The following is an 18,083-nucleotide window of genomic DNA, read 5'->3' as shown; positions in this document are numbered from 1 at the left end:
CAGGGGGAAACCAGGGTGAATGACGAGAGAACCGAGCGGCAGGCACGTCCGTTCCACACGCGTATCCTTATCCGCCTGCTTCATTACGTTTTTCTGTTCACACGCGGTGCCACCCTCGGTGTGCGTGCGCTCTGCTTCGATGATGCGGGGCGGATTTTTCTGGTGCGGCATACCTATCTACCCGGCTGGTATCTGCCTGGCGGCGGGGTGGAACGCGGTGAAACGCTGCTGATGGCGCTCAACAAGGAAATCCGCGAGGAAGGCAATCTCGAGGCTGCGTCGACCCCCGAGCTTGTCCATGTCTACCTCAATCTGGAAGGCAGCAACCGCGATCATGTAGCGCTCTACCGGCTTCAGGTTACCCAGACCACGCCGAAAAAACCGGATCACGAAATCATCGAAAGCGGTTTTTTCGATCTCTCGGACCTGCCGGAAAATGTAACGCCCGCCACCCGCCGCCGCCTTGCCGAACTTTCCGGCAAAGCGGCGATCGCGGACTACTGGTAGCGGCGGCGTCTCTGCCGTCAGGCAATCGTCTCACGGCCATGGGCCATGGTCAGGTCCAGTTCCGGGCCAACGGGCACGATACCTGTCGGGTTGATGGTGAGGTGGCTGCGGTAATAATGTTCCTTGATGTGGCGGATATCGACTGTGTCCGGCACGCCTGGTGTCTGGTAGAGGTCGCGGAGGTAACCCGTGAGATGCGGGTAATCGTGAATGCGGCGGATGTTGCACTTGAAGTGGCCGACATAAACAGGGTCGAATCGCACCAGCGTGGTGAAGAGACGCCAGTCTGCTTCCGTCTGTTCTGCACCGAACAGGAAACGGCGGTCCTCCAGCCGGTCTTCCAGCATATCAAGCGTTTCAAACACCTTCACGGCATTTTGCTGATAAGCATCCTGGGTGGTGGCGAAACCGGCCTTGTAGACGCCGTTGTTGACGGTGTTATAGATAACGTCGTTCAGCGCATCGATGTCGGCGCGCAGTGCTTCGGGGTAATAATCCGCCGCCGATCCGGTGAGGTCGTTGAAAGCCACGTTGAACATGCGGATGATTTCGGCCGATTCATTGGAGACGATGGTGCCGCGTTCTTTGTCCCACAGTACCGGCACGGTCACCCGTCCCGAATAGTTGGCATCCGCTCTGGTATAGACCTGCCACAGTGTGGAAAAGCCGAAGAGGTGGTCCTCGGTTGCACCCGGAGTGCGTTCGCCTCCCGGTCTGAACTCCCAGCCGTTTTCCAGCATCAGCGGATCGACGACGGAGACGGAAATCAGGTCTTCCAGCTTTTTCAGCCTGCGGAAAATCAGGGTGCGATGCGCCCAGGGGCAGGCGAGCGACACATAGAGGTGGTAGCGATCCTTCTCGGCCTTGAAGCCACCTTCGCCGGAAGGTCCGGGCGCGCCATCCACCGTTACCCAGTTGCGAAATTGCGAGGCGCTGCGCTTGAAGTGCCCCTTGGTTTCCTTGGTGTCGTACCAGACGTCTTTCCATACGCCTTCCACCAGCATGCCCATGACGATCTCCTTGATTGTTTCCTTGACCGCAATCCTAACCGTTTAGCGCGGTGCCGAGAACCCGTAGCACATTGAACAATGCGTTTCCGGCCTCGCATGGGCTGAATGGGATAGTGCCGAGATTTGTTCTGGACGGGTGGGAATTTTCCTGATAATTGCGATTTTCACAAATCTGAGGAAATTGTAGATTATGATCGAAACACGGATGCTCCGACGACGCTGACGCTCCTGAACGCCTTTACCGGCGCAGCCGTCATCTATTGTCGCATCCGCATTTTGGAAGTTTCGGTCTCTTCATGTCCAAGCACGATCTTGTCTACCTCACCGAGGACGCGTCGCACGACGCCATCATCGAAATCATCAACGAAGAAGCATTCGGCCCCGGTCGGCACACCCGTGCCGCCGCGCGCATTCGCGAGCAGGGTCCGCATGACCGGTCGCTGTCCTTCGTCTGCGCCGATGATGGCGAGACGATCGCTTCGGTGCGCATGACGCCGGTTCTGGCCGGTGGGGTGCAGGGCCATATGCTTGGCCCGCTTGCCGTGCGGCCTTCGCACAAGAACATGGGCATCGGCCGTGAACTCGTCCGGATTGCTATCGCTGCCGCCCGGCGGAAGGGTTCGGAGGCCGTCATTCTGATCGGCGATCCGCCCTATTACATGCCGCTCGGTTTCGAAAAGGTCGCCTACGCGGCGCTTGATTTTCCAGGTCCGGTGGACCCGAACCGGGTGCTGGTCGTGCCTGTTGGTGACGACGTGCACCAGCGGCTGAAGGGCAAGATCGGCTGGCGTAAATGCGAGGCCGCCATGCCTGCCGCCCGGGCGGAAGACGACGGCTTCGAGGAGCCTCTTCGGGTTTACGGCTGACGGATTTCGTTACGTCGGATTTCCCGCCCCTCACCAGTTCGTCCTTTTTCCCTCATTCCTGTGACAGGCACAGAAATGAGGGATGGGTCGTTGAGTCGCCCATATTGGTACTGGCCGGTTATTTCGCCAAGACGACGGGATGGTGTTGAAACCATGCATCGTACTTCGCAAAATTCAATTCCGTTTCTTTCCTCTATGCGATAGCACTCGATAGTCGATTTCGGCACGGGGGCGAGCATATGACGGCAATCACCATGAACGATGCGCTGGAGCGCGCAGGTGCGGGCGCTTATCAGCGGCGGTTGATGGGTATTTTCGGCCTCGTCTGGGCAGCGGATGCCATGCAGGTGCTGGCGGTCGGCTTCACCGCCGCCTCGATTGCCCTAACGTTTGGCCTGACTGTTCCGCAGGCCCTGCAAACCGGAACGGCCTTCTTCTTTGGCATGCTTTTAGGTGCTGCCGGTTTCGGGCGTCTGGCGGACCGTTACGGTCGCCGCCGTGTGTTGATCGTCACCGTGGCCTGTGATGCCGTGTTCGGTGTGCTTTCCGTCTTTGCGCCGAACTTTGCCATTCTTCTTGTCCTACGCTTTTTAACGGGTGCGGCTGTCGGCGGCACCCTGCCGGTGGATTATGCGATGATGGCGGAATTCCTGCCCGCAAAGAACCGGGGCCGTTGGCTGGTCATGCTGGAAGGCTTCTGGGCCATCGGAACCCTGATTGTGGCGCTTGCAGCGTGGGGCGCAAGCCTTGCCGGTGTTGCCGATGCCTGGCGTTATATTTTCGCGGTTACGGCTTTCCCAGCCGTTGTGGGTCTGGGTTTACGGTTCATGGTGCCCGAATCGCCGCTTTACCTCGTGCGGAGAGGCCGATCGGACGAAGCCAAGGTCATCGTCAACCGCATGCTGGTGGTAAACGGCCGCGCGCCACTTGATGCCGGGACAGGGCTTTTTCAGCCGGAGGTCTCGAAAGGGCAGGGGATATTTTCGCCGGCGCTCAGACAGCGCAGCATCATGATCCTTGCCATCTGGTTCCTTGTTTCCGTTTCCTATTACGGTGTCTTCACCTGGATGCCGGCAAAACTGGCGGGAGACGGTTTTGGCTTCGTGCGCGGTTATGGTTTCCTCGTGCTGGTGGCACTGGCGCAGATACCCGGCTATGCGCTTGCCGCCTATGGGGTTGAAAAATGGGGCCGCAAGCCGACGCTGATCGGTTTCTGCCTGCTGTCCGCCCTCGGTTGCCTGCTCTTCACGCTCGCTACAGGCGGCGCAATGATCGCCACTTCGCTTCTGATCATGAGCTTTGCGCTGCTCGGCACCTGGGGCGCGCTTTATGCCTTCACTCCCGAATTGTACCCGACGGAATCGCGTGCGACCGGCATGGGGGCTGCGGGCGCCATGGCGAGGCTAGGCGGCCTTCTTGCGCCATCGTTGCTGGGCTATGCCATCGCGCAGGGCTTCGGTTTCGCAATCGGCATTTTCGCAGGGCTGCTTGTGCTGGCTGCGATTGCTGCAACGATGATCAATGCGGAAACGCGGCGGGTGGCGCTGACATAGGGCATGTTTGCGTGGCCGACGGGGACTGTCCCTTTCGGGTCAGGCCATTCAGCCTGGAGCGCGTCCGGTTCGAACGGAAGTGTTGGACGTGCTCTAGCTCTTTGTTTTTACGCATTTTCCTGATGTGAAGCCGATACGCACATTTACTGCAAATGCTCTAGAAGCGTTTCTCGAGCCACGTGATCGACTGGTCGCCGGAAAGCGGTGCGAGCGAGCCGATCTTGGTGAAGCCGTAGCGTTCATAGAGCCTCAAGGCATCCGGGTTCATCGTGTCGATATAGGCGCCGATGCAGCCGCGCTTTTTGGCTTCTTCCTCCGCCATCGCCAGCAGCTTCGGGCCAGTGCCCTGACCGCGCAGGATTTCCGGCACGAAGAGAAGCTGCACATAAAGCCAGCCGCGGCCGGTATAGCCGACAAGACCGCCGGTGACGGTGTTCTCATCGTCGCGGATGGTGATGATGAGTTCGCGTTTGTCGCTTTCGCCAAAACGGGCGAGATTATAGGCCACCAGGGGATCCCGGATGGCCTTTTCGGCTTCTGCATCCGCGATATCGCTCAAAACGAAATTCATGATTATCTTTCCCGGGTCGCAGAGCAGCGGCCGTTTCTCGTTTCCACTGCGAGACGTGAAAGCGCCTGAGCTTCCACCGGAAAGTTCCTACCGGCCCTCACGCCACCAGAGCGCGGAGAAGGCAAGGAGCAGGGCGGTAAGCCCTGCAAAACCGGCAAACAGCGGAAGGGTGTTGACACCTTTGAGCACCGTCTCGTCGGTCATGCGTATCAGCATGCGATCCTCATCGGCAACCCTGATATCGCCCCTGACAGGCAGGATATCGGGCAGCGCCACGCGGCCCGAATTGTCGGCGACACGGTGCACGCTGCCCTTGGTGGCGTCAGCCAAGGGCTTCAGCGTTTCGGTTGTCGAAATCATTGCCTTGAATTCCGGCGCATCCACCGCGCCGACATGGACGAGCGTGGTGAAATCGCCGTTCTTGATTTCGAACAGGCCGGTTTCGTCCATGCGACGCTCGATCTTGTAGAGACCGGGCTCGGTATTGTTGAAGGCCATATTTTCGGTTTTGCCCGAGGGGAAATGCACGCTTGCCTGACCGGGGTCGTCGCCGATGGTCTGGCGGGTAATTTGCAATGTGCGACCGTTGGCGCGTGCCGTCAGCGCCTCTTCCTCAAGCTCCGGTTCCTTCATCAGCCAGTGGGCGATGCGACGGTAAAGCGCCACGTGCGGGCCGCCGCCTTCGTAGCCACGCGCCCAAAGCCAGCCCTGATCGGAAAGCAGCATGGCGACACGGCCTTCACCCTGGCGGTTCAGCACCAGCAGCGGGTCCTGCCCGTCACCCAGCATCACGGTCTGGCCCTGCGGCGGCTCAACGCTGACGGTGCGGAACCAGCGGCCCCAATGTGGCGGCTCATCGGCTGACCCTTCCAGCCCGCGGGTAACTGGGTGTTTCTTGCCCGCTTCCGAGAGGCGGGGATAAAAGGCGGACTGATGCACCTGGCCTGTCGGCTGGGCCGGCAGCACGGATGCGAGCGGTGTCATGGCGATCGAATCCTGACCGGCATGTTCCGGGCCGGCTGCGATCAATAGCGCGCCGCCCTTTTCGACATATTGCGCGATGTAATCGTAATAGAGGATCGGCAGCACGCCGCGATGCTGGTAGCGGTCAAAGATGATGAGGTCGAAATCCTCGATCTTTTCCACGAACAATTCGCGTGTGGGGAAGGCGATCAGCGACAGTTCGTTGATCGGCGTGCCGTCCTGCTTTTCCGGCGGGCGCAGAATGGTGAAATGCACCAGATCAACCGAGGCGTCGGATTTCAGGAGGTTGCGCCAGGCGCGCTCGCCGGCATGCGGCTCGCCGGAGACCAGCAGCACGCGCAGGTTCTGGCGGATACCTTCGATCAGGTGAACCGCACGGTTGTTCGCGGCCGTCACTTCGCCGGGAAGCTCGGCGACGGAAAATTCCATGACATTGTTGCCGCCGCGCGGAACCTTGAAGGTGAAGGGTGTCGGCTGGCCGGGTGTGGCCTGCAAGGTGGCGATTTCTTCGCCGTTCATCTTCACGGTGACTTCCGCCGAACCACCGCCTGCGGCTGCACGGCCATCATCGAAGACGCGCAGCGTCAGCTGCTGCTCCTCATTGACGATGCCGAAGCGCGGCGCGCGGACGATCTCGATGCGGCGGTCGAATTCATCGGCCTTGCCGGTGATCAGGCCGTGAACGGGGGCGCGGAAACCAAGCGCCTGTTCGGCATTGGGCAGAGCATTCGGAATATCGTGAATCTGGCCATCGCTGAGGAAAATCGCACCGCCGACGCGGGAGGGCGAAACATCGGAGACGGCGGAGGAGAGGGCCGAGAAAAGCTGCGTCGAAGGTGAATCGCTCTCGCCATCATCACGCACTTCCACAATGCGCGGTTCGATGCGCGGGAAGCGGGACAGACGGTCTTTCAGCGCGGCGAGCGCCGTATCCGTCATCTGCGGTCGGTCCTGCACGTCCTGGCTCTGTGATCGATCGATGATAACGGGGACGATCGTGGAGAGAGGCTCGCGTTCCTCCTGCGTCAAAAGCGGATTGGCGATGGCGGCAAGCAGGGCGGTAAGCGCCAGCCCGCGCAGCCATGCGCCGCGCACGCCGCGCCACAGGCCGATGAAGGAGAGAACAAGAGCGGCGACGGCCAGAACGGCAATCACGATCCACGGCAGGAAGGGGGCGAATGTCAATGTCATGTCACTGCCCCAATCGTTCGAGAAGTGCGGGAACGTGGACCTGATCGGCCTTGTAGTTGCCGGTCAGCATATACATCATGATGTTGACGCCAGAGCGAAACGCATGTTCGCGCTGCAACTCGTCCGGCGGCACAGTGGGCAGAACAGGTGCGCCCTGCGCATCGACGGCCCATGCGCCGGCAAAATCATTGCCTGTTATCATGATCGGCGTCACGCCGTCGCCGGAGGAGGAGAGGCCGGATGTCGTCTTTGCCGCCCCCTGGCGCGATTCCACCCAGAGCGGCGAGCCGTTGTAACGGCCGGGGAAATTGGTGAGCAGGTAGAAAGACCGCGTCAGGACGTGGTCTTCCGGCACGGGCTCCAGCGGCGGAATATCGATATTGGCGAGGATCGCCTGCAAACGTTCGCCGTTGGGGCTGGTCGCGCCGGTGTCGAGCGACGAAAACTGGTCGCGCGTGTCGAACAGAACGGTGCCACCGGCGCGCATATAGGCATCGATGCGCGATATGGCGGCGCTTGAAGGCATGGGGGCGGAGGCCGACACCGGCCAGTAGATGATCGGGTAAAACGACAATTCATCCTTGGATATATCGAGGCCGACCGGCTGGCCGGGCTCCAGCGTCGTGCGCCAGGTCAGGAATTCGCTCAATCCCTGCAAACCCTGTTCGGAAATGCGGTCGACATCGTCCTCGCCGGTGCGGACATAGGCGAGATGCGTCGTGTCCAGCCGCTCGAAAATCTGCTCGTCACCGGGTTTGGGGTCGTCGGCGCGCGCATCGCTCGAGGACATGGCTGCAAAAGCGCCAAGCGCCAGAAGCACGGTGGCAGCCGTGGCGCTGCGGGCTTTCGGCAGGCGTGCGAAGGCGCCGTTCATGAAAAGCACGATGAGACTGTCGGCAATCAACATCAGGAAGGCGGCGATGAACAAGGCCGGGCGCAGCGATTTCGCCGTTTCGCCGATCAGTGCTTCGCTGGTGGTGTTGACACCGGCGACCGAGGTATCGAGCGGGCGAAGCGTGGCGCCAGCCGGCAGAAGATTGAGAGCCACGAAACCATCCTCTGTGCCATAAAGGCCGGGGGGATTGTCGAAACCGGTGCGGGGAGCCTGACCGGGGCGCATTTCCAGCGGTCGGGCGGAGCCGACATCGGCTGACAAAGCACCTTCGGCCGTCAGTAGCCGGAAGGGCGGCAATGCTGCGGCCGGAGCATTCGCGGAGGTGGAAGCACCGCCTGCCTTGGACAATTGCACGATACGGCGCAACATATCGACGAAGTGGCCTGATATCGGCAGGTCGGACCAGCTTGCCTCGGCGCTGACATGGAACAGCACGATGCGGCCCGCCTCGACATTGCGGGTGGTGACGAGTGGCGTGCCGTCGGCAAGGCTCGCCCAGGTGCGCTCGGCAAGGTCGGGTGTCGGTTCGGCCAGAACCTGCCGTTTGACGAGTACGCCATCAGCCTTCGGCATTCCGGCAAAGGCGCCGAAATTCGGGAAATCGGCAAGCGGCTGTGGCTCGGCCCATGAGAGCGCGCCGCCAAGCGCGCGTTCACCCTGCCGCAAGGTCACCGGCACCAGGGGATCGTCGGCGGGGGCTGCGGCAAGGCGCGGTCCGGCAAAACGGATCAGCGTGCCGCCACCGGCAAGCCAGCGCTGCATCGGCTCATAGGTTTCCTGCGGCAGACGTCCGATATCGGCCATGACGATGACGGAAGGATTGGATTGCAGGATTTCCGGGATCGCCTGCGCAAGATCTGCCTGTCGTTGCGGGATGAGATCGACAAAAGGTTGAAGGGCTCGGCTGATGTAATAAAGCGGCTGCAGCAGCGGCTGGAAATCATTGCCGGTTTCACCGGCCAGCAGCGCCACGCGGCGGCGGCGGAAACCGTCATCCAGAAGATGCACCGCGCCCGCCGTCGAAACTGCCTCGATGGAGAGGCGGGCGAAGTCGTTGCGCAATTCGAAAGGCGCTTCCACCGTCGCCGTCGTTTCCGCTTCGCCGGGGGCGAAACTGGCGGTGCCAGTGGCAAGGATGCGGCCCTGGCTGTCCTGCGCATTGACGGTCAACCGGCTGGGGGAGGCTGTGTCGAGCCGCGATAGCGTGACGCTCATCGCATCGGCATTGTTGGTGGCGCCGGTAATGGCGGCGATGGATTTCCCGTCACCCGTGACGATGCGGAATTCGGCAGCTGAGAGGCTGGCCAGCGTTTTAAGCGCGCTTTCATCCTGCGCGGTGGCCACGCCGTCGGCAATATAGGCGAGCGTGCCGGGGGAGGTGCCGTTCAGCGCCTCGGTAATGGCTTCCGCCGTGCGCACGCGGTCGGGCGCAAGCGGCTTCGGCTTGGCGGCGGCAAGCTTGTCCAGCGCCACCGCCGTGGTTGCCGGCACGGCGTCATGTTCGGCATCTGCGGTGAAGCTGATGGAAACGGGGCGATCGGCCCTTTCCGCATCGCCGATCAGGGCCTGAGCGGTTTCGACGCGTCTCTGCCAATCGGTTGCGGAGGCCCAGCTATTGTCGACCACAAGCACCAGGGGACCGGTGCCTGCAATGCTGTTGTTGCGCGGGTTCACCACCGGATCGGCCAGCGCGAAAATCACGGCGGCGGCGAGCGCGATGCGCAGCAATGTCAGCCACCACGGGCTTTTCGAGGGCGTTTCCTCGCGCTTCAGCACGGTGGCCAGAATTTTCAGCGGCGGAAAAACTTCCGCCTTGGGGCGCGGCGGGGTGAGCCGCAGCAGCCACCAGATGGCTGGCAGTGCCAGAAGGCCGAAGAGAATATAAGGGCTGGTGAAGACGAAGGGCAATGCGCTCATCGGTTGCCACCGCCTTGCGCGGGCGCGCCGGACAAATACATGTGTACGGCCACGAGCGCCTCGGAGGCGAGATGATCGGTGCGGTGAAACACGAAATTCCAGCCTAGACGGCGCAGCGACGAAGACAGCGCCTCTCGGCGGGCGAGATAGGCGCGGGTATAATCCTCGCGAATGGTTTCCGCGCGGCCGGAGACGAGTTTTTCACCGGTTTCCGGGTCGGTAAATTCGGTGCGGCCCGAATAGGGGAAGGTTTCTTCGGCCGGATCGGCGATTTCCACCACATGGCCGCGCAGACCGCGACGCGCCAGGGGCGAAATCCGCTCCATCACATTTTTCGCATCATCGAGAAAATCACCGATGAGGACGATATCGCTTGCACCGCGGATCATGCCCGTTTCCGGCATGCCTGTGGTGAGCGGCGCGTGCATGATGGCGGCAGCCAGACGTTCGGCGGCGTTTCTGGCCGAGATGGGCTCCATGATACCGGGACAACCTATGCGCTCGCCCGAGCGCGCGAGGATTTCCGCCAGCGCCAGCATCAGCACCAATGCGCGGCTTTCCTTGGAGACGGAGCCGAGGGTGGATTTGAACATCATCGACGGCGACATGTCGGCCCACAGCCAGATGGTGTGAGCGGCTTCCCATTCGCGATCGCGCACATAGGTGTGGTCGTCGCGGGCCGAGCGTCGCCAGTCGATGCGCGACAGGCTCTCGCCTTCGGCATAGGGGCGGAACTGCCAGAAATTCTCGCCGATGCCGCGCTTGCGGCGGCCGTGCCAGCCGGCGGTGACGGTATTGGCGATGCGCTTTGCCTCGACCATGCAGTCCGGCACCAGTGCGGCACGCTGGCGCGCGCGCGCCAGGACTTCGCTACCCGGTGTCTTATCTACGATCTGGCCGATGGATGCCACAGGCACTCCTTTCGAGAAAGCTTAGGCAGATGTCAGAGCGGCGGGCCGCTCCGAGTTTTTGTCGAGCATCGGATTTTCCGAAAACAGCGTCACACTTTTCGGTCCGATGCCTTAGTTCTTCGCCTGCTCCACAAGGGCTGCGATGACATCGCGCACCGACATGCCTTCGGCGCGGGCGGCGAATGTCAGCGCCATGCGGTGCTCCAGCACCGGTTCGGCCAGCGCGTAGACATCGTCCAGCGACGGCGCGAGCCTGCCTTCGTAAAGCGCACGGGCGCGTGCCGTCAGCATCAGGGACTGGCCGGCGCGGGGACCCGGGCCCCAGACAACGTGTTTGTCGGTCAATTTGTTGCCGTGGCCGGGGCGTGCGGAGCGGACAAGCGAAAGGATCGCGTCCACCACCTTGTCGCTGACCGGCATCTGGCGGATGAGCGCCTGGATTTCCATCATGCGTTCGGCGTCGATAACCTTGCGTGCCTCGCCAGACGCGGTGCCCGTCGTGTCGAGCAATATCTGGCGTTCGGCGGCAAGCTCGGGATAGCCGACATCCACCTGCAGCAGGAAGCGGTCGAGCTGCGCTTCAGGCAGTGGATAGGTGCCTTCCTGTTCCAGTGGGTTCTGGGTTGCGAGAACGTGGAAGGGTTTCGGCAGGTCGTAACGCTGGCCGGCCATGGTGATGTGATATTCCTGCATGGACTGCAGCAGCGCGGACTGCGTGCGCGGGCTGGCGCGGTTGATTTCATCCGCCATCAGCAATTGCGCGAAAACCGGACCTTTTATGAAGCGGAAGGAACGCCGCCCGTTTTCATCCTGATCCATGACTTCGGAGCCGAGAATATCCGACGGCATGAGGTCCGGCGTGAACTGAATGCGGTTGGCATCAAGCCCGAGAACCGTTCCGAGCGTGGTGACGAGCTTGGTCTTGGCAAGGCCGGGAACACCGACGAGCAACGCGTGGCCGCCCGAGAGTATGGCGAGAAGCGTGTTCTGCACCACTTTTTCCTGGCCGAAGATGACCTTGGATACCTCCGCGCGGATCGCGGCAATATCCGAAAGCGCCTTTTCGGCCGAGGCGACGATGGCTTTTTCGTCGAGGGTTTCGCCGGTATTCATCACGCCCATGTCGCTCTCCTCATACCTTTGCCGCCGACCCATTCCTGCCCCGATCCTGATGGCCACTGGCCGGGGCGGATTTCGCGCTGCAACTAGCTTATTGCTCTCTTGGCCGCTGACAAGCGCCATTCGAATGACTATGTCGTGACTTAGTATTTCCTTATCGGCAAAGCGAGACTCGAATATGGCAGCGGAGACGATAAATTCGGCAAGCGATGCAGCAGGGCTGGCGGCGATGATTTCCCGCGCCGCCGAGCAGACCGGCGACGCCAAACGTGGACCTGCCCCGGTGGACCGCTGGAATCCCCCCTTTTGCGGCGATCTCGACATGGAAATCCGCGCAGACGGCACCTGGTTCTATATGGGTACGCCCATTGGCCGGGCGCCGCTGGTGCGGCTGTTTTCCACGGTCCTGCGCAAGGACAACGACGGCAAGACCTATCTTGTAACTCCTGTGGAAAAAGTCGGCATCCGCGTGGTGGATGCGCCTTTCGTGGCCGTCGAGATGAAGGTGACGGCGGGCGAGAAGGATGGCGGACCGCTTTTGACCTTCCGCACCAATGTCGGCGATGTGGTGGAGGCCGGGCCGGAGCATCCGCTACGCTTTACGATTTTCGGAGAAAACCGCGAATTGAAGCCCTATATTCTGGTGCGTGGCAGGCTGGAGGCGCTCGTCTCGCGGGCGGTGATGTATGATCTCGTGGCACTCGGCGAGGTGATTGACGTGGACGGCGTCGAGATGTTTGCCGTGCGCTCGGGCGGGGTGGTCTTTCCCGTGATGCCCGCCAATGAACTGGAACGGCTTTCGCAATGACGATGACGACGACGCGCCTTGAAACTTTTACCGCCGCCGATTTCCGCCGCCGGGTGCTGGAGGAAGGCGAGGGCGTGGCGGAACGCGAGAATGGCGATCATCTGCTCAATCCGGGCGTGGTGCTTTCGGGAAACGGCATAAGGCTGAAGGACGCCGCCGTGCTGGTGCCTGTCATCGACGACGGCAACGAAGCGCGGGTGGTCTTCACCCAGCGGACAGCAACCCTGCGCAAACATTCCGGACAGATTTCCTTTCCGGGTGGCGGCATCGATGCCGGGGACCGCACGCCGGAAGAGGCGGCCCTGCGCGAGACGGAAGAGGAGATCGGCCTCTCGCGATCTTTCGTGGAAACGGTCGGGCGTCTGCCGGATTATATTTCCGGTACCGGTTTTCGCATCAAGCCGGTGCTGTCGGTCGTTCGTCGCGGCTTTGACCTGACGCTCAATCCCACGGAAGTGGATGAGGTTTTCGAGGTGCCGCTGTCCTTTTTGATGGACCCGGCCAATCACGGGCGCGGCAGCCGCATCTTTCAGGGGAAGGAGCGGTTTTTCTACGAAATGCCCTATGGCGAGCGCTACATTTGGGGCATTACGGCGGGCATCGTGCGGACGATTTACGAGAGGTTTTATTCATGAGCAGCCTTGCCGGGCGGGACTGGTTCGAAAAGCCGGCGCTGAAGCGCATCTTCGCGCTGTTGAACGCCGATGGCGGCGAGGTGCGGATCGTCGGCGGCGCCGTTCGCAATGCGCTGATGGAACAACCGGTCGTCGATGTCGACCTGGCGACGACGCTTACCCCCGATGTGGTGGTTGAGCGCGCCAAGGCGGCGGGCATCAAGGCGGTACCGACCGGCATAGAACACGGTACGGTGACGCTGGTGATCGACGGCGAGGGTTTTGAGGTGACGACGCTGCGCCGCGATGTCGAGACAAATGGCCGCCATGCGCAGGTTGCCTTCGGCACTGACTGGCAGACCGATGCCGAGCGTCGCGATCTCACCATCAACGCGCTTTACGCCGACGAGAAGGGGGAGATCATCGACCTCATCGATGGCCTTCCCGACATTGAAACCGGCACGGTGCGCTTCATCGGCGATGCCGCGATGCGGATTTCGGAAGATTATCTTCGGATCCTTCGGTTCTTCCGTTTTTTTGCCCATTATGGTTCCGGTCGTCCCGATGCCGATGGCTTGCGCGCCAGTGCGCGCGCCAAGGACAAGCTTGGGACGCTTTCGGCCGAGCGGGTGTGGAGCGAGCTGAAAAAGCTGCTTTCCGCACGCGATCCCTCCCGCGCCTTGCTGTGGATGCGGCAATCCGGCGTGTTGGCGGAAATTCTTCCCGAAACGGAAAAATGGGGTATCGACGCCATTCACGGGCTGGTGGCAACCGAACAGGCGCTTGGCTGGACAGTTGACCCGATGCTGCGGCTCGCTGCCATAGTGCCGCCCGACAGGGAGAGGCTAACGGCGCTTGCTGCGCGGCTGCGGCTGTCGAAGGCTGAAGCTGCATATCTTGCCCACTGGGCTTCTGCGCCGGTAGTCGATCCGGAGATGAAAGAGACGGCGCTCGACCGGCTGCTTTACCGGCAGGGCGTTGACGGTGTGAAGACGCGGCTGAAACTGGCGCTTGCCTCGGCCCGCGCCGACCTTACGGGCGGTGAGGCGGCGATGCAGAAAGTCGCGCGGCTTTCGACGCTACTGACGAGAGCGAACAAGTTCCACAAGCCCGGCTTTCCGCTGAGCGGCGCTGATGTGATGGCCGCGGGCGTGGAGTCCGGTCCGAAGGTAGGCGAGGTGCTGAAAAGCCTCGAAGAAAAGTGGATCGACGTCAATTTCTCGCTAGACCGGGCAGCGCTGACCGCCCGGCTGAAGGATATGCTGGAGAATTGAGATCGCAGCGGCGGAGGCGTTGCGGCTCAGGCCGCATTTGCCTCGTCGCGGATGCGGGATTTGATGTTTTCGATCATGTTTTCGCGGATGATGGTTTCGCCGTGGGCCGATCGCATATGTTCCACGGCGCGGCGCACAACTTCCGCGTCGTCATCCGCGCGGGTGTGCCAGGCACAGCCTGGCACGAGCGTTCCACATTCAAACAGTCTCATGGTCTTGCCTCCCTGTTTTAGACAGAGGGACAGCCTGCAAATGCCTGCTGTCCCTCTGACAAGAAACGAACGGTCGCCGCTAATGTTCCAGGGCGGCGTCCGCTGACCCTGTTCAGGCCCTATTCGGGCATCGCCCAGCACTGGAAAACAGAGGATGTGCCGGCTGCCGGGATTTTTGTACGAGGCATTTCGTCATTGTCGGCCCGCGTCACCGTTTTTCCGGCAAGCGTGCGTTTTACCTGTTCGACATAAAAGGAATGCGGCAGTTCGCGATCGCCGGTGGCACGCATTTCCGCTGCCAGGCGGTCGATCAAATCAGGGGTATCAATGGAATGCGAGGCTCCCTCAGCGGAAGCGGAAATAGGCATGCTGTTCGAAGTAATCATGACGATAGCTCCTCCAGTACGTCTGCACGCAGGAGATTATCATTGCCTTTATTTTTCCATAAGTCCTAATTTGCGCGATTTGCGCCCAAATTCCTGACGGGCGTCAAATTTACGTGAGTATTTCAGGGCCAGCGGACCACGGGCGGCAGGGAAGACAGAATCGATTCGACATTGCCGCCGGTCTTGAGACCGAAGATCGTGCCGCGGTCGTAAAGCAGGTTGAATTCCACATAGCGGCCACGGCGAATGAGCTGCTCGTCGCGGTCCTCTTCGGTCCAGGGCTGGTTGAAATTGGACCGCACGATTTTTGGGTAGACCAGGTTGAAGGCGCGGCCGACATCCTGCACGAAGGCGAAATTGGCGTCCCAGCCGCCCTTTTCCTCTTCCGGGTGCAGCCAGTCGAAAAAGATGCCGCCGGTGCCGCGCGGTTCGTTGCGGTGCTTGAGGAAGAAGTACTCGTCGCACCACGACTTGTAGCGCGGATAGTCGGCCACGGGATGGCGGTTACAGGTGATCTCGAAGCCGCGGTGGAAAAGCTGGGTGTCCGGGTCCTGTTCCGTCCGCCGGCGTCCAAGCACGGGCGTCAGGTCCGCGCCGCCGCCGAACCAGTGGCTGGTGGTGACGACCATGCGGGTGTTCATATGAACAGCCGGCACATTGGGATTGACCGGATGGGCGATCAGCGAAATGCCGGAGGCCCAGAAACTGGGGTCTTCTTCCGCGCCCGGTATCTGCTGGCGGAATTCCGGCGAAAACTCACCATAGACGGTGGAGGTGTGGACGCCGACCTTTTCGAAGACGCGGCCCTCCATCATAGACATCTTACCGCCGCCGCCCTCGCCATTGTCGCGCAGCCAGTCCTTCTGCACGAAGCGTCCCGGTTCCTGATCGGCGAGCGGGCCGCTCAGCTCGTCTTCAAGGGTTTCGAAGGAGGCAACGATGGTGTCGCGCAGATGCTGGAACCAGGCCTGGGCGGCGGCCTTCTTGTCTTCTATGTCCTCGGGCAAGCCCTTCGGCAAAGATGGCCGTTCCATGCATGTTCTCCTTTGGTGAAGTCGATTCCCTGTCGCATCTAGCAGGTGCTGGCCTTGCGCACAAATTCGACTCGCCAAGTTCACATGCGGGCACTATCTTTAGCGATGTAGGTGCCAGAGGTGAATATCATGACGAAATTTGCCGGACCGCCGCCCCTGGACGGGCTGAAGCGCAGGATCGCCAATCACCGCAAGGCGCGTGAAAGTGACGGCGGCGACCCGATGCGCAACGGCATGTTCGTGCGGCAGACCTTTTGTCTCGAGCGTGAAGAAGCCCGTGCCAAGGCGCGCGAGTGGTTCGACAGCTTTCCGAAAGCCGCCTATTGGACCGAAGTGGAAAGCTGGCGGCAGCTGGAAGGCGACCGCATCGAATTCACCATGCGGCGGCTTCCTTCGGCAGACTAAGCTTTAAGCGCGGGGTTCGGCGTAACGCAGGCGGCTTTCGATCAGCACGCCGCTTTCATCCAGAATGGGATGGGCCACAGACACGATATGGGCGTTTATGCGCTTCAGGTCGCGCAGCATGTCGAGATGCAGTGAACTCGTCTGCATGCTTTCCGTCAGCCCATCGCGCAGCCGCTCCAGATGGCGGTTGGACGACTGTTTTTCGAGGCGGCGTATATCCACCTTGCTTTCCATCAGCCGGCGGGCGAGATCGAAATCGCCGGTCACCAGAATGCTCTGGGCGGCCCGCAGATTTTCGATTGTCATATCGAACAGCGTCTTCAGCTCCTCATAACCGTCGTCGGAAAATTTGAAGCTGTTCAGCACCTTCTTGCGGATCTGCTCGCAAATGCCTTTTTCGATGATGTCGCCGATATGTTCGAGATTGATCGCGTAGTCGATGATGGCGATCGAACGGCGCGCTTCGTCGTCTGCAAGCCCTTTGCGCCCCAGTTGGGAAAGATAGACCTTCACCTCCTGCTGACGGCGATCGACCTTCTTCTCGAGCAGGGACACTTCCTGAAGGGGTGCCAGATCATTATGCTTGAATGCGTTTTCGGCGCGGATCAGCATGCGCTCGATAGCATCGCCGACGCTCAAAACCTCACGCGTGGCATTGGCGAGCGCCACAACAGGCGTATCCAGCGCCTGCTGATCGAGGAAATTCGGGCCATCTTCGGCTTTCGGATCGCCCGGCACCAGCTTTGCCATCAGGTCGGATATGAGGGCTGAGAACGGCCAGGCAACCGCTGCCAGAATGACATTGAAGATGAGATGCGCATCAACAGGCAATTTGGCCGGCGAAAGCGGCAATTGCTGCAAAAGCGTTGCGCCATAGGATGCGAGCGGCATGGCGATGAGGCAGCCGATGGTGCGCACCACAAGGTTGCCGATGGTGATGCGCCTCGCCGAGGCCGGGCCGGAGAGCGTGGCGATGACCGGCGGAATGGCGCCGCCGAGATTGGCACCGAGAATGAGAACGATGATGAGACCGGCGGACAGCGTGCCGGTAGCAGCAAGCGACAGGATAAGCACCACGACCGCGAGGCTGGAGGAGGAGACGAAGGCCAGCACGGCGGAGAAGATCAACGCGACGGGCCATGCGCCATCAAGCAGGCCGATGAAGACGCCAAGGGCTGGCGACGCACGCATCGGTTCGGTCGCGCCGCTCAACAGATGCAGCGACAGAAGCATCAGGCCGATGCCGATGACCGCGGTTCCGCCACCTTGTCGGGCGTTGGAGCTACCCTTTTTGAGCACGATACCGGAAAGGATCAGCAGCGGCGACAGCCACTCCACACCGGCCGCGACAATCCAGGCGGTGACGGCGGTGCCGACATTGGCGCCGAGCAGCACGACCTGCGCCATGCGCGGCTTGATGAGATCGCGTTCTGCGAAGGAGGCGACGGTAAGCGCGGTTGCCGTCGAGCTTTGCAGCGCGACAGTGGCGAAAAAGCCGGAAAAGAAGGAACGCGGGCCGCTCTGGGTGCCCGTCGCCAATACACTTCGCAGTTTCATGCCGAAGGCACGGGTAACCCCGTCCTTGACCTGGGCAAGACCAAAGAGCAGCAGCGCGACTGCGCCGAGAAGGTTGACGATGACAATGGTGGATTGCATGCGACGTCTCCTCACACCCGCCGGCGGATGGCTCCGGCGAGGGCGATTTTTGTTGTCCGGCTAATAAGTATAGGAGCCTGAACGCCTTAGGTACAGACCGGGTTGCGACAGTTTTGAAGCAAAAGTGGTCAATTTTTGTATTTGCACGAAAAAATGGCGTTAAAAAAGGC

At 61.2% G+C, this 18,083-nt stretch carries 17 protein-coding genes; 7 read left to right on the top strand and 10 right to left on the bottom strand.

Translation table 11 applies throughout. The annotated features are described in order from the left end of the window. The first annotated feature begins 15 nt into the window (after positions 1–15). Positions 16–507 carry an NUDIX domain-containing protein gene (locus CRO62_RS14435; protein WP_097100682.1) on the top strand — a complete coding sequence of 164 codons (492 nt, stop codon included), beginning with the start codon at positions 16–18 and terminating at the stop codon, positions 505–507. 17 nt (positions 508–524) lie between these two features. Here the strand turns inward: CRO62_RS14435 and CRO62_RS14430 are convergent, their stop codons facing one another. Beyond that, entirely contained in the window at positions 525–1,517 is a 993-nt protein-coding gene (locus CRO62_RS14430) for a glutathione S-transferase family protein (protein ID WP_097100681.1), read from the bottom strand. Positions 1,518–1,813: 296 nt separating this feature from the next. Here CRO62_RS14430 and CRO62_RS14425 point away from each other — a divergent pair, with 296 nt between their 5' ends. Both CRO62_RS14425 and CRO62_RS14420 read left to right on the top strand, forming a co-directional pair. Continuing rightward, positions 1,814–2,383, top strand: coding sequence for a GNAT family N-acetyltransferase (locus CRO62_RS14425; protein ID WP_097100680.1), 570 nt, complete (start codon positions 1,814–1,816; stop codon positions 2,381–2,383). Positions 2,384–2,622: 239 nt separating this feature from the next. Next, positions 2,623–3,936 carry an MFS transporter gene (locus CRO62_RS14420; RefSeq protein WP_097100679.1) on the top strand — a complete coding sequence of 438 codons (1,314 nt, stop codon included), beginning with the start codon at positions 2,623–2,625 and terminating at the stop codon, positions 3,934–3,936. 157 nt (positions 3,937–4,093) lie between these two features. Here CRO62_RS14420 and CRO62_RS14415 read toward each other — a convergent pair whose 3' ends face one another. From CRO62_RS14415 to CRO62_RS14395, 5 genes are all read right to left on the bottom strand, one after another. After that, entirely contained in the window at positions 4,094–4,507 is a 414-nt protein-coding gene (locus tag CRO62_RS14415; RefSeq protein ID WP_097100678.1) for a GNAT family N-acetyltransferase, read from the bottom strand. A gap of 87 nt (positions 4,508–4,594) precedes the next feature. Continuing rightward, positions 4,595–6,682 carry a hypothetical protein gene (locus tag CRO62_RS14410; RefSeq protein WP_097100677.1) on the bottom strand — a complete coding sequence of 696 codons (2,088 nt, stop codon included), beginning with the start codon at positions 6,680–6,682 and terminating at the stop codon, positions 4,595–4,597. A gap of 1 nt (position 6,683) precedes the next feature. Continuing rightward, positions 6,684–9,494, bottom strand: coding sequence for a DUF4159 domain-containing protein (locus CRO62_RS14405; protein ID WP_097100676.1), 2,811 nt, complete (start codon positions 9,492–9,494; stop codon positions 6,684–6,686). After that, on the bottom strand, positions 9,491–10,405 hold the full coding sequence (locus CRO62_RS14400; RefSeq protein WP_003513542.1) for a DUF58 domain-containing protein: 915 nt from the start codon (positions 10,403–10,405) through the stop codon (positions 9,491–9,493). Before CRO62_RS14400 ends, CRO62_RS14405 begins: the two co-directional genes overlap by 4 nt. A gap of 111 nt (positions 10,406–10,516) precedes the next feature. Then, on the bottom strand, positions 10,517–11,527 hold the full coding sequence (locus CRO62_RS14395; protein ID WP_097100675.1) for an AAA family ATPase: 1,011 nt from the start codon (positions 11,525–11,527) through the stop codon (positions 10,517–10,519). A gap of 175 nt (positions 11,528–11,702) precedes the next feature. Here CRO62_RS14395 and CRO62_RS14390 point away from each other — a divergent pair, with 175 nt between their 5' ends. From CRO62_RS14390 to CRO62_RS14380, 3 genes are read left to right on the top strand one after another with little or no spacing between them, the layout of a single operon-like run. After that, on the top strand, positions 11,703–12,332 hold the full coding sequence (locus tag CRO62_RS14390; protein ID WP_097100674.1) for a DUF1285 domain-containing protein: 630 nt from the start codon (positions 11,703–11,705) through the stop codon (positions 12,330–12,332). Beyond that, on the top strand, positions 12,329–12,967 hold the full coding sequence (locus CRO62_RS14385) for an NUDIX hydrolase (RefSeq protein ID WP_179784528.1): 639 nt from the start codon (positions 12,329–12,331) through the stop codon (positions 12,965–12,967). The genes CRO62_RS14390 and CRO62_RS14385 overlap by 4 nt, the downstream gene beginning before the upstream one ends. Next, positions 12,964–14,220, top strand: a complete 1,257-nt coding sequence (locus CRO62_RS14380) for a CCA tRNA nucleotidyltransferase (protein WP_097100673.1) — start codon at positions 12,964–12,966, stop codon at positions 14,218–14,220. Before CRO62_RS14385 ends, CRO62_RS14380 begins: the two co-directional genes overlap by 4 nt. Before the next feature lie 26 nt (positions 14,221–14,246). Here the strand turns inward: CRO62_RS14380 and CRO62_RS14375 are convergent, their stop codons facing one another. The 3 genes from CRO62_RS14375 to hemF all read right to left on the bottom strand — a co-directional run bounded on the left by CRO62_RS14375 (position 14,247) and on the right by hemF (position 15,852). Then, positions 14,247–14,432: a DUF1059 domain-containing protein gene (locus CRO62_RS14375; protein WP_097100672.1), complete on the bottom strand. Its 186-nt coding sequence runs from the start codon at positions 14,430–14,432 to the stop codon at positions 14,247–14,249. Positions 14,433–14,551: 119 nt separating this feature from the next. Further along, entirely contained in the window at positions 14,552–14,818 is a 267-nt protein-coding gene (locus CRO62_RS14370; protein ID WP_097100671.1) for a hypothetical protein, read from the bottom strand. A gap of 122 nt (positions 14,819–14,940) precedes the next feature. Further along, entirely contained in the window at positions 14,941–15,852 is a 912-nt protein-coding gene (gene hemF / locus CRO62_RS14365; RefSeq protein ID WP_097100670.1) for an oxygen-dependent coproporphyrinogen oxidase, read from the bottom strand. Between the two features lie 129 nt (positions 15,853–15,981). Here hemF and CRO62_RS14360 point away from each other — a divergent pair, with 129 nt between their 5' ends. After that, positions 15,982–16,257 carry a hypothetical protein gene (locus CRO62_RS14360; RefSeq protein WP_097100669.1) on the top strand — a complete coding sequence of 92 codons (276 nt, stop codon included), beginning with the start codon at positions 15,982–15,984 and terminating at the stop codon, positions 16,255–16,257. Positions 16,258–16,260: 3 nt separating this feature from the next. On the opposite strand, the gene CRO62_RS14355 is transcribed toward CRO62_RS14360, so the two are convergent. Then, positions 16,261–17,913, bottom strand: a complete 1,653-nt coding sequence (locus tag CRO62_RS14355) for a Na/Pi cotransporter family protein (RefSeq protein ID WP_065662220.1) — start codon at positions 17,911–17,913, stop codon at positions 16,261–16,263. Between the last annotated feature and the right edge of the window lie 170 nt (positions 17,914–18,083).

It is taken from the genome of Rhizobium sp. AN6A (assembly GCF_900215635.1).
In the GTDB taxonomy this organism is placed as follows: Bacteria; Pseudomonadota; Alphaproteobacteria; order Rhizobiales; family Rhizobiaceae; genus Agrobacterium; species Agrobacterium tumefaciens.
Note: the sequence above shows the minus strand (reverse complement) of the source record. Positions and strands in the feature narration are given on the sequence as shown.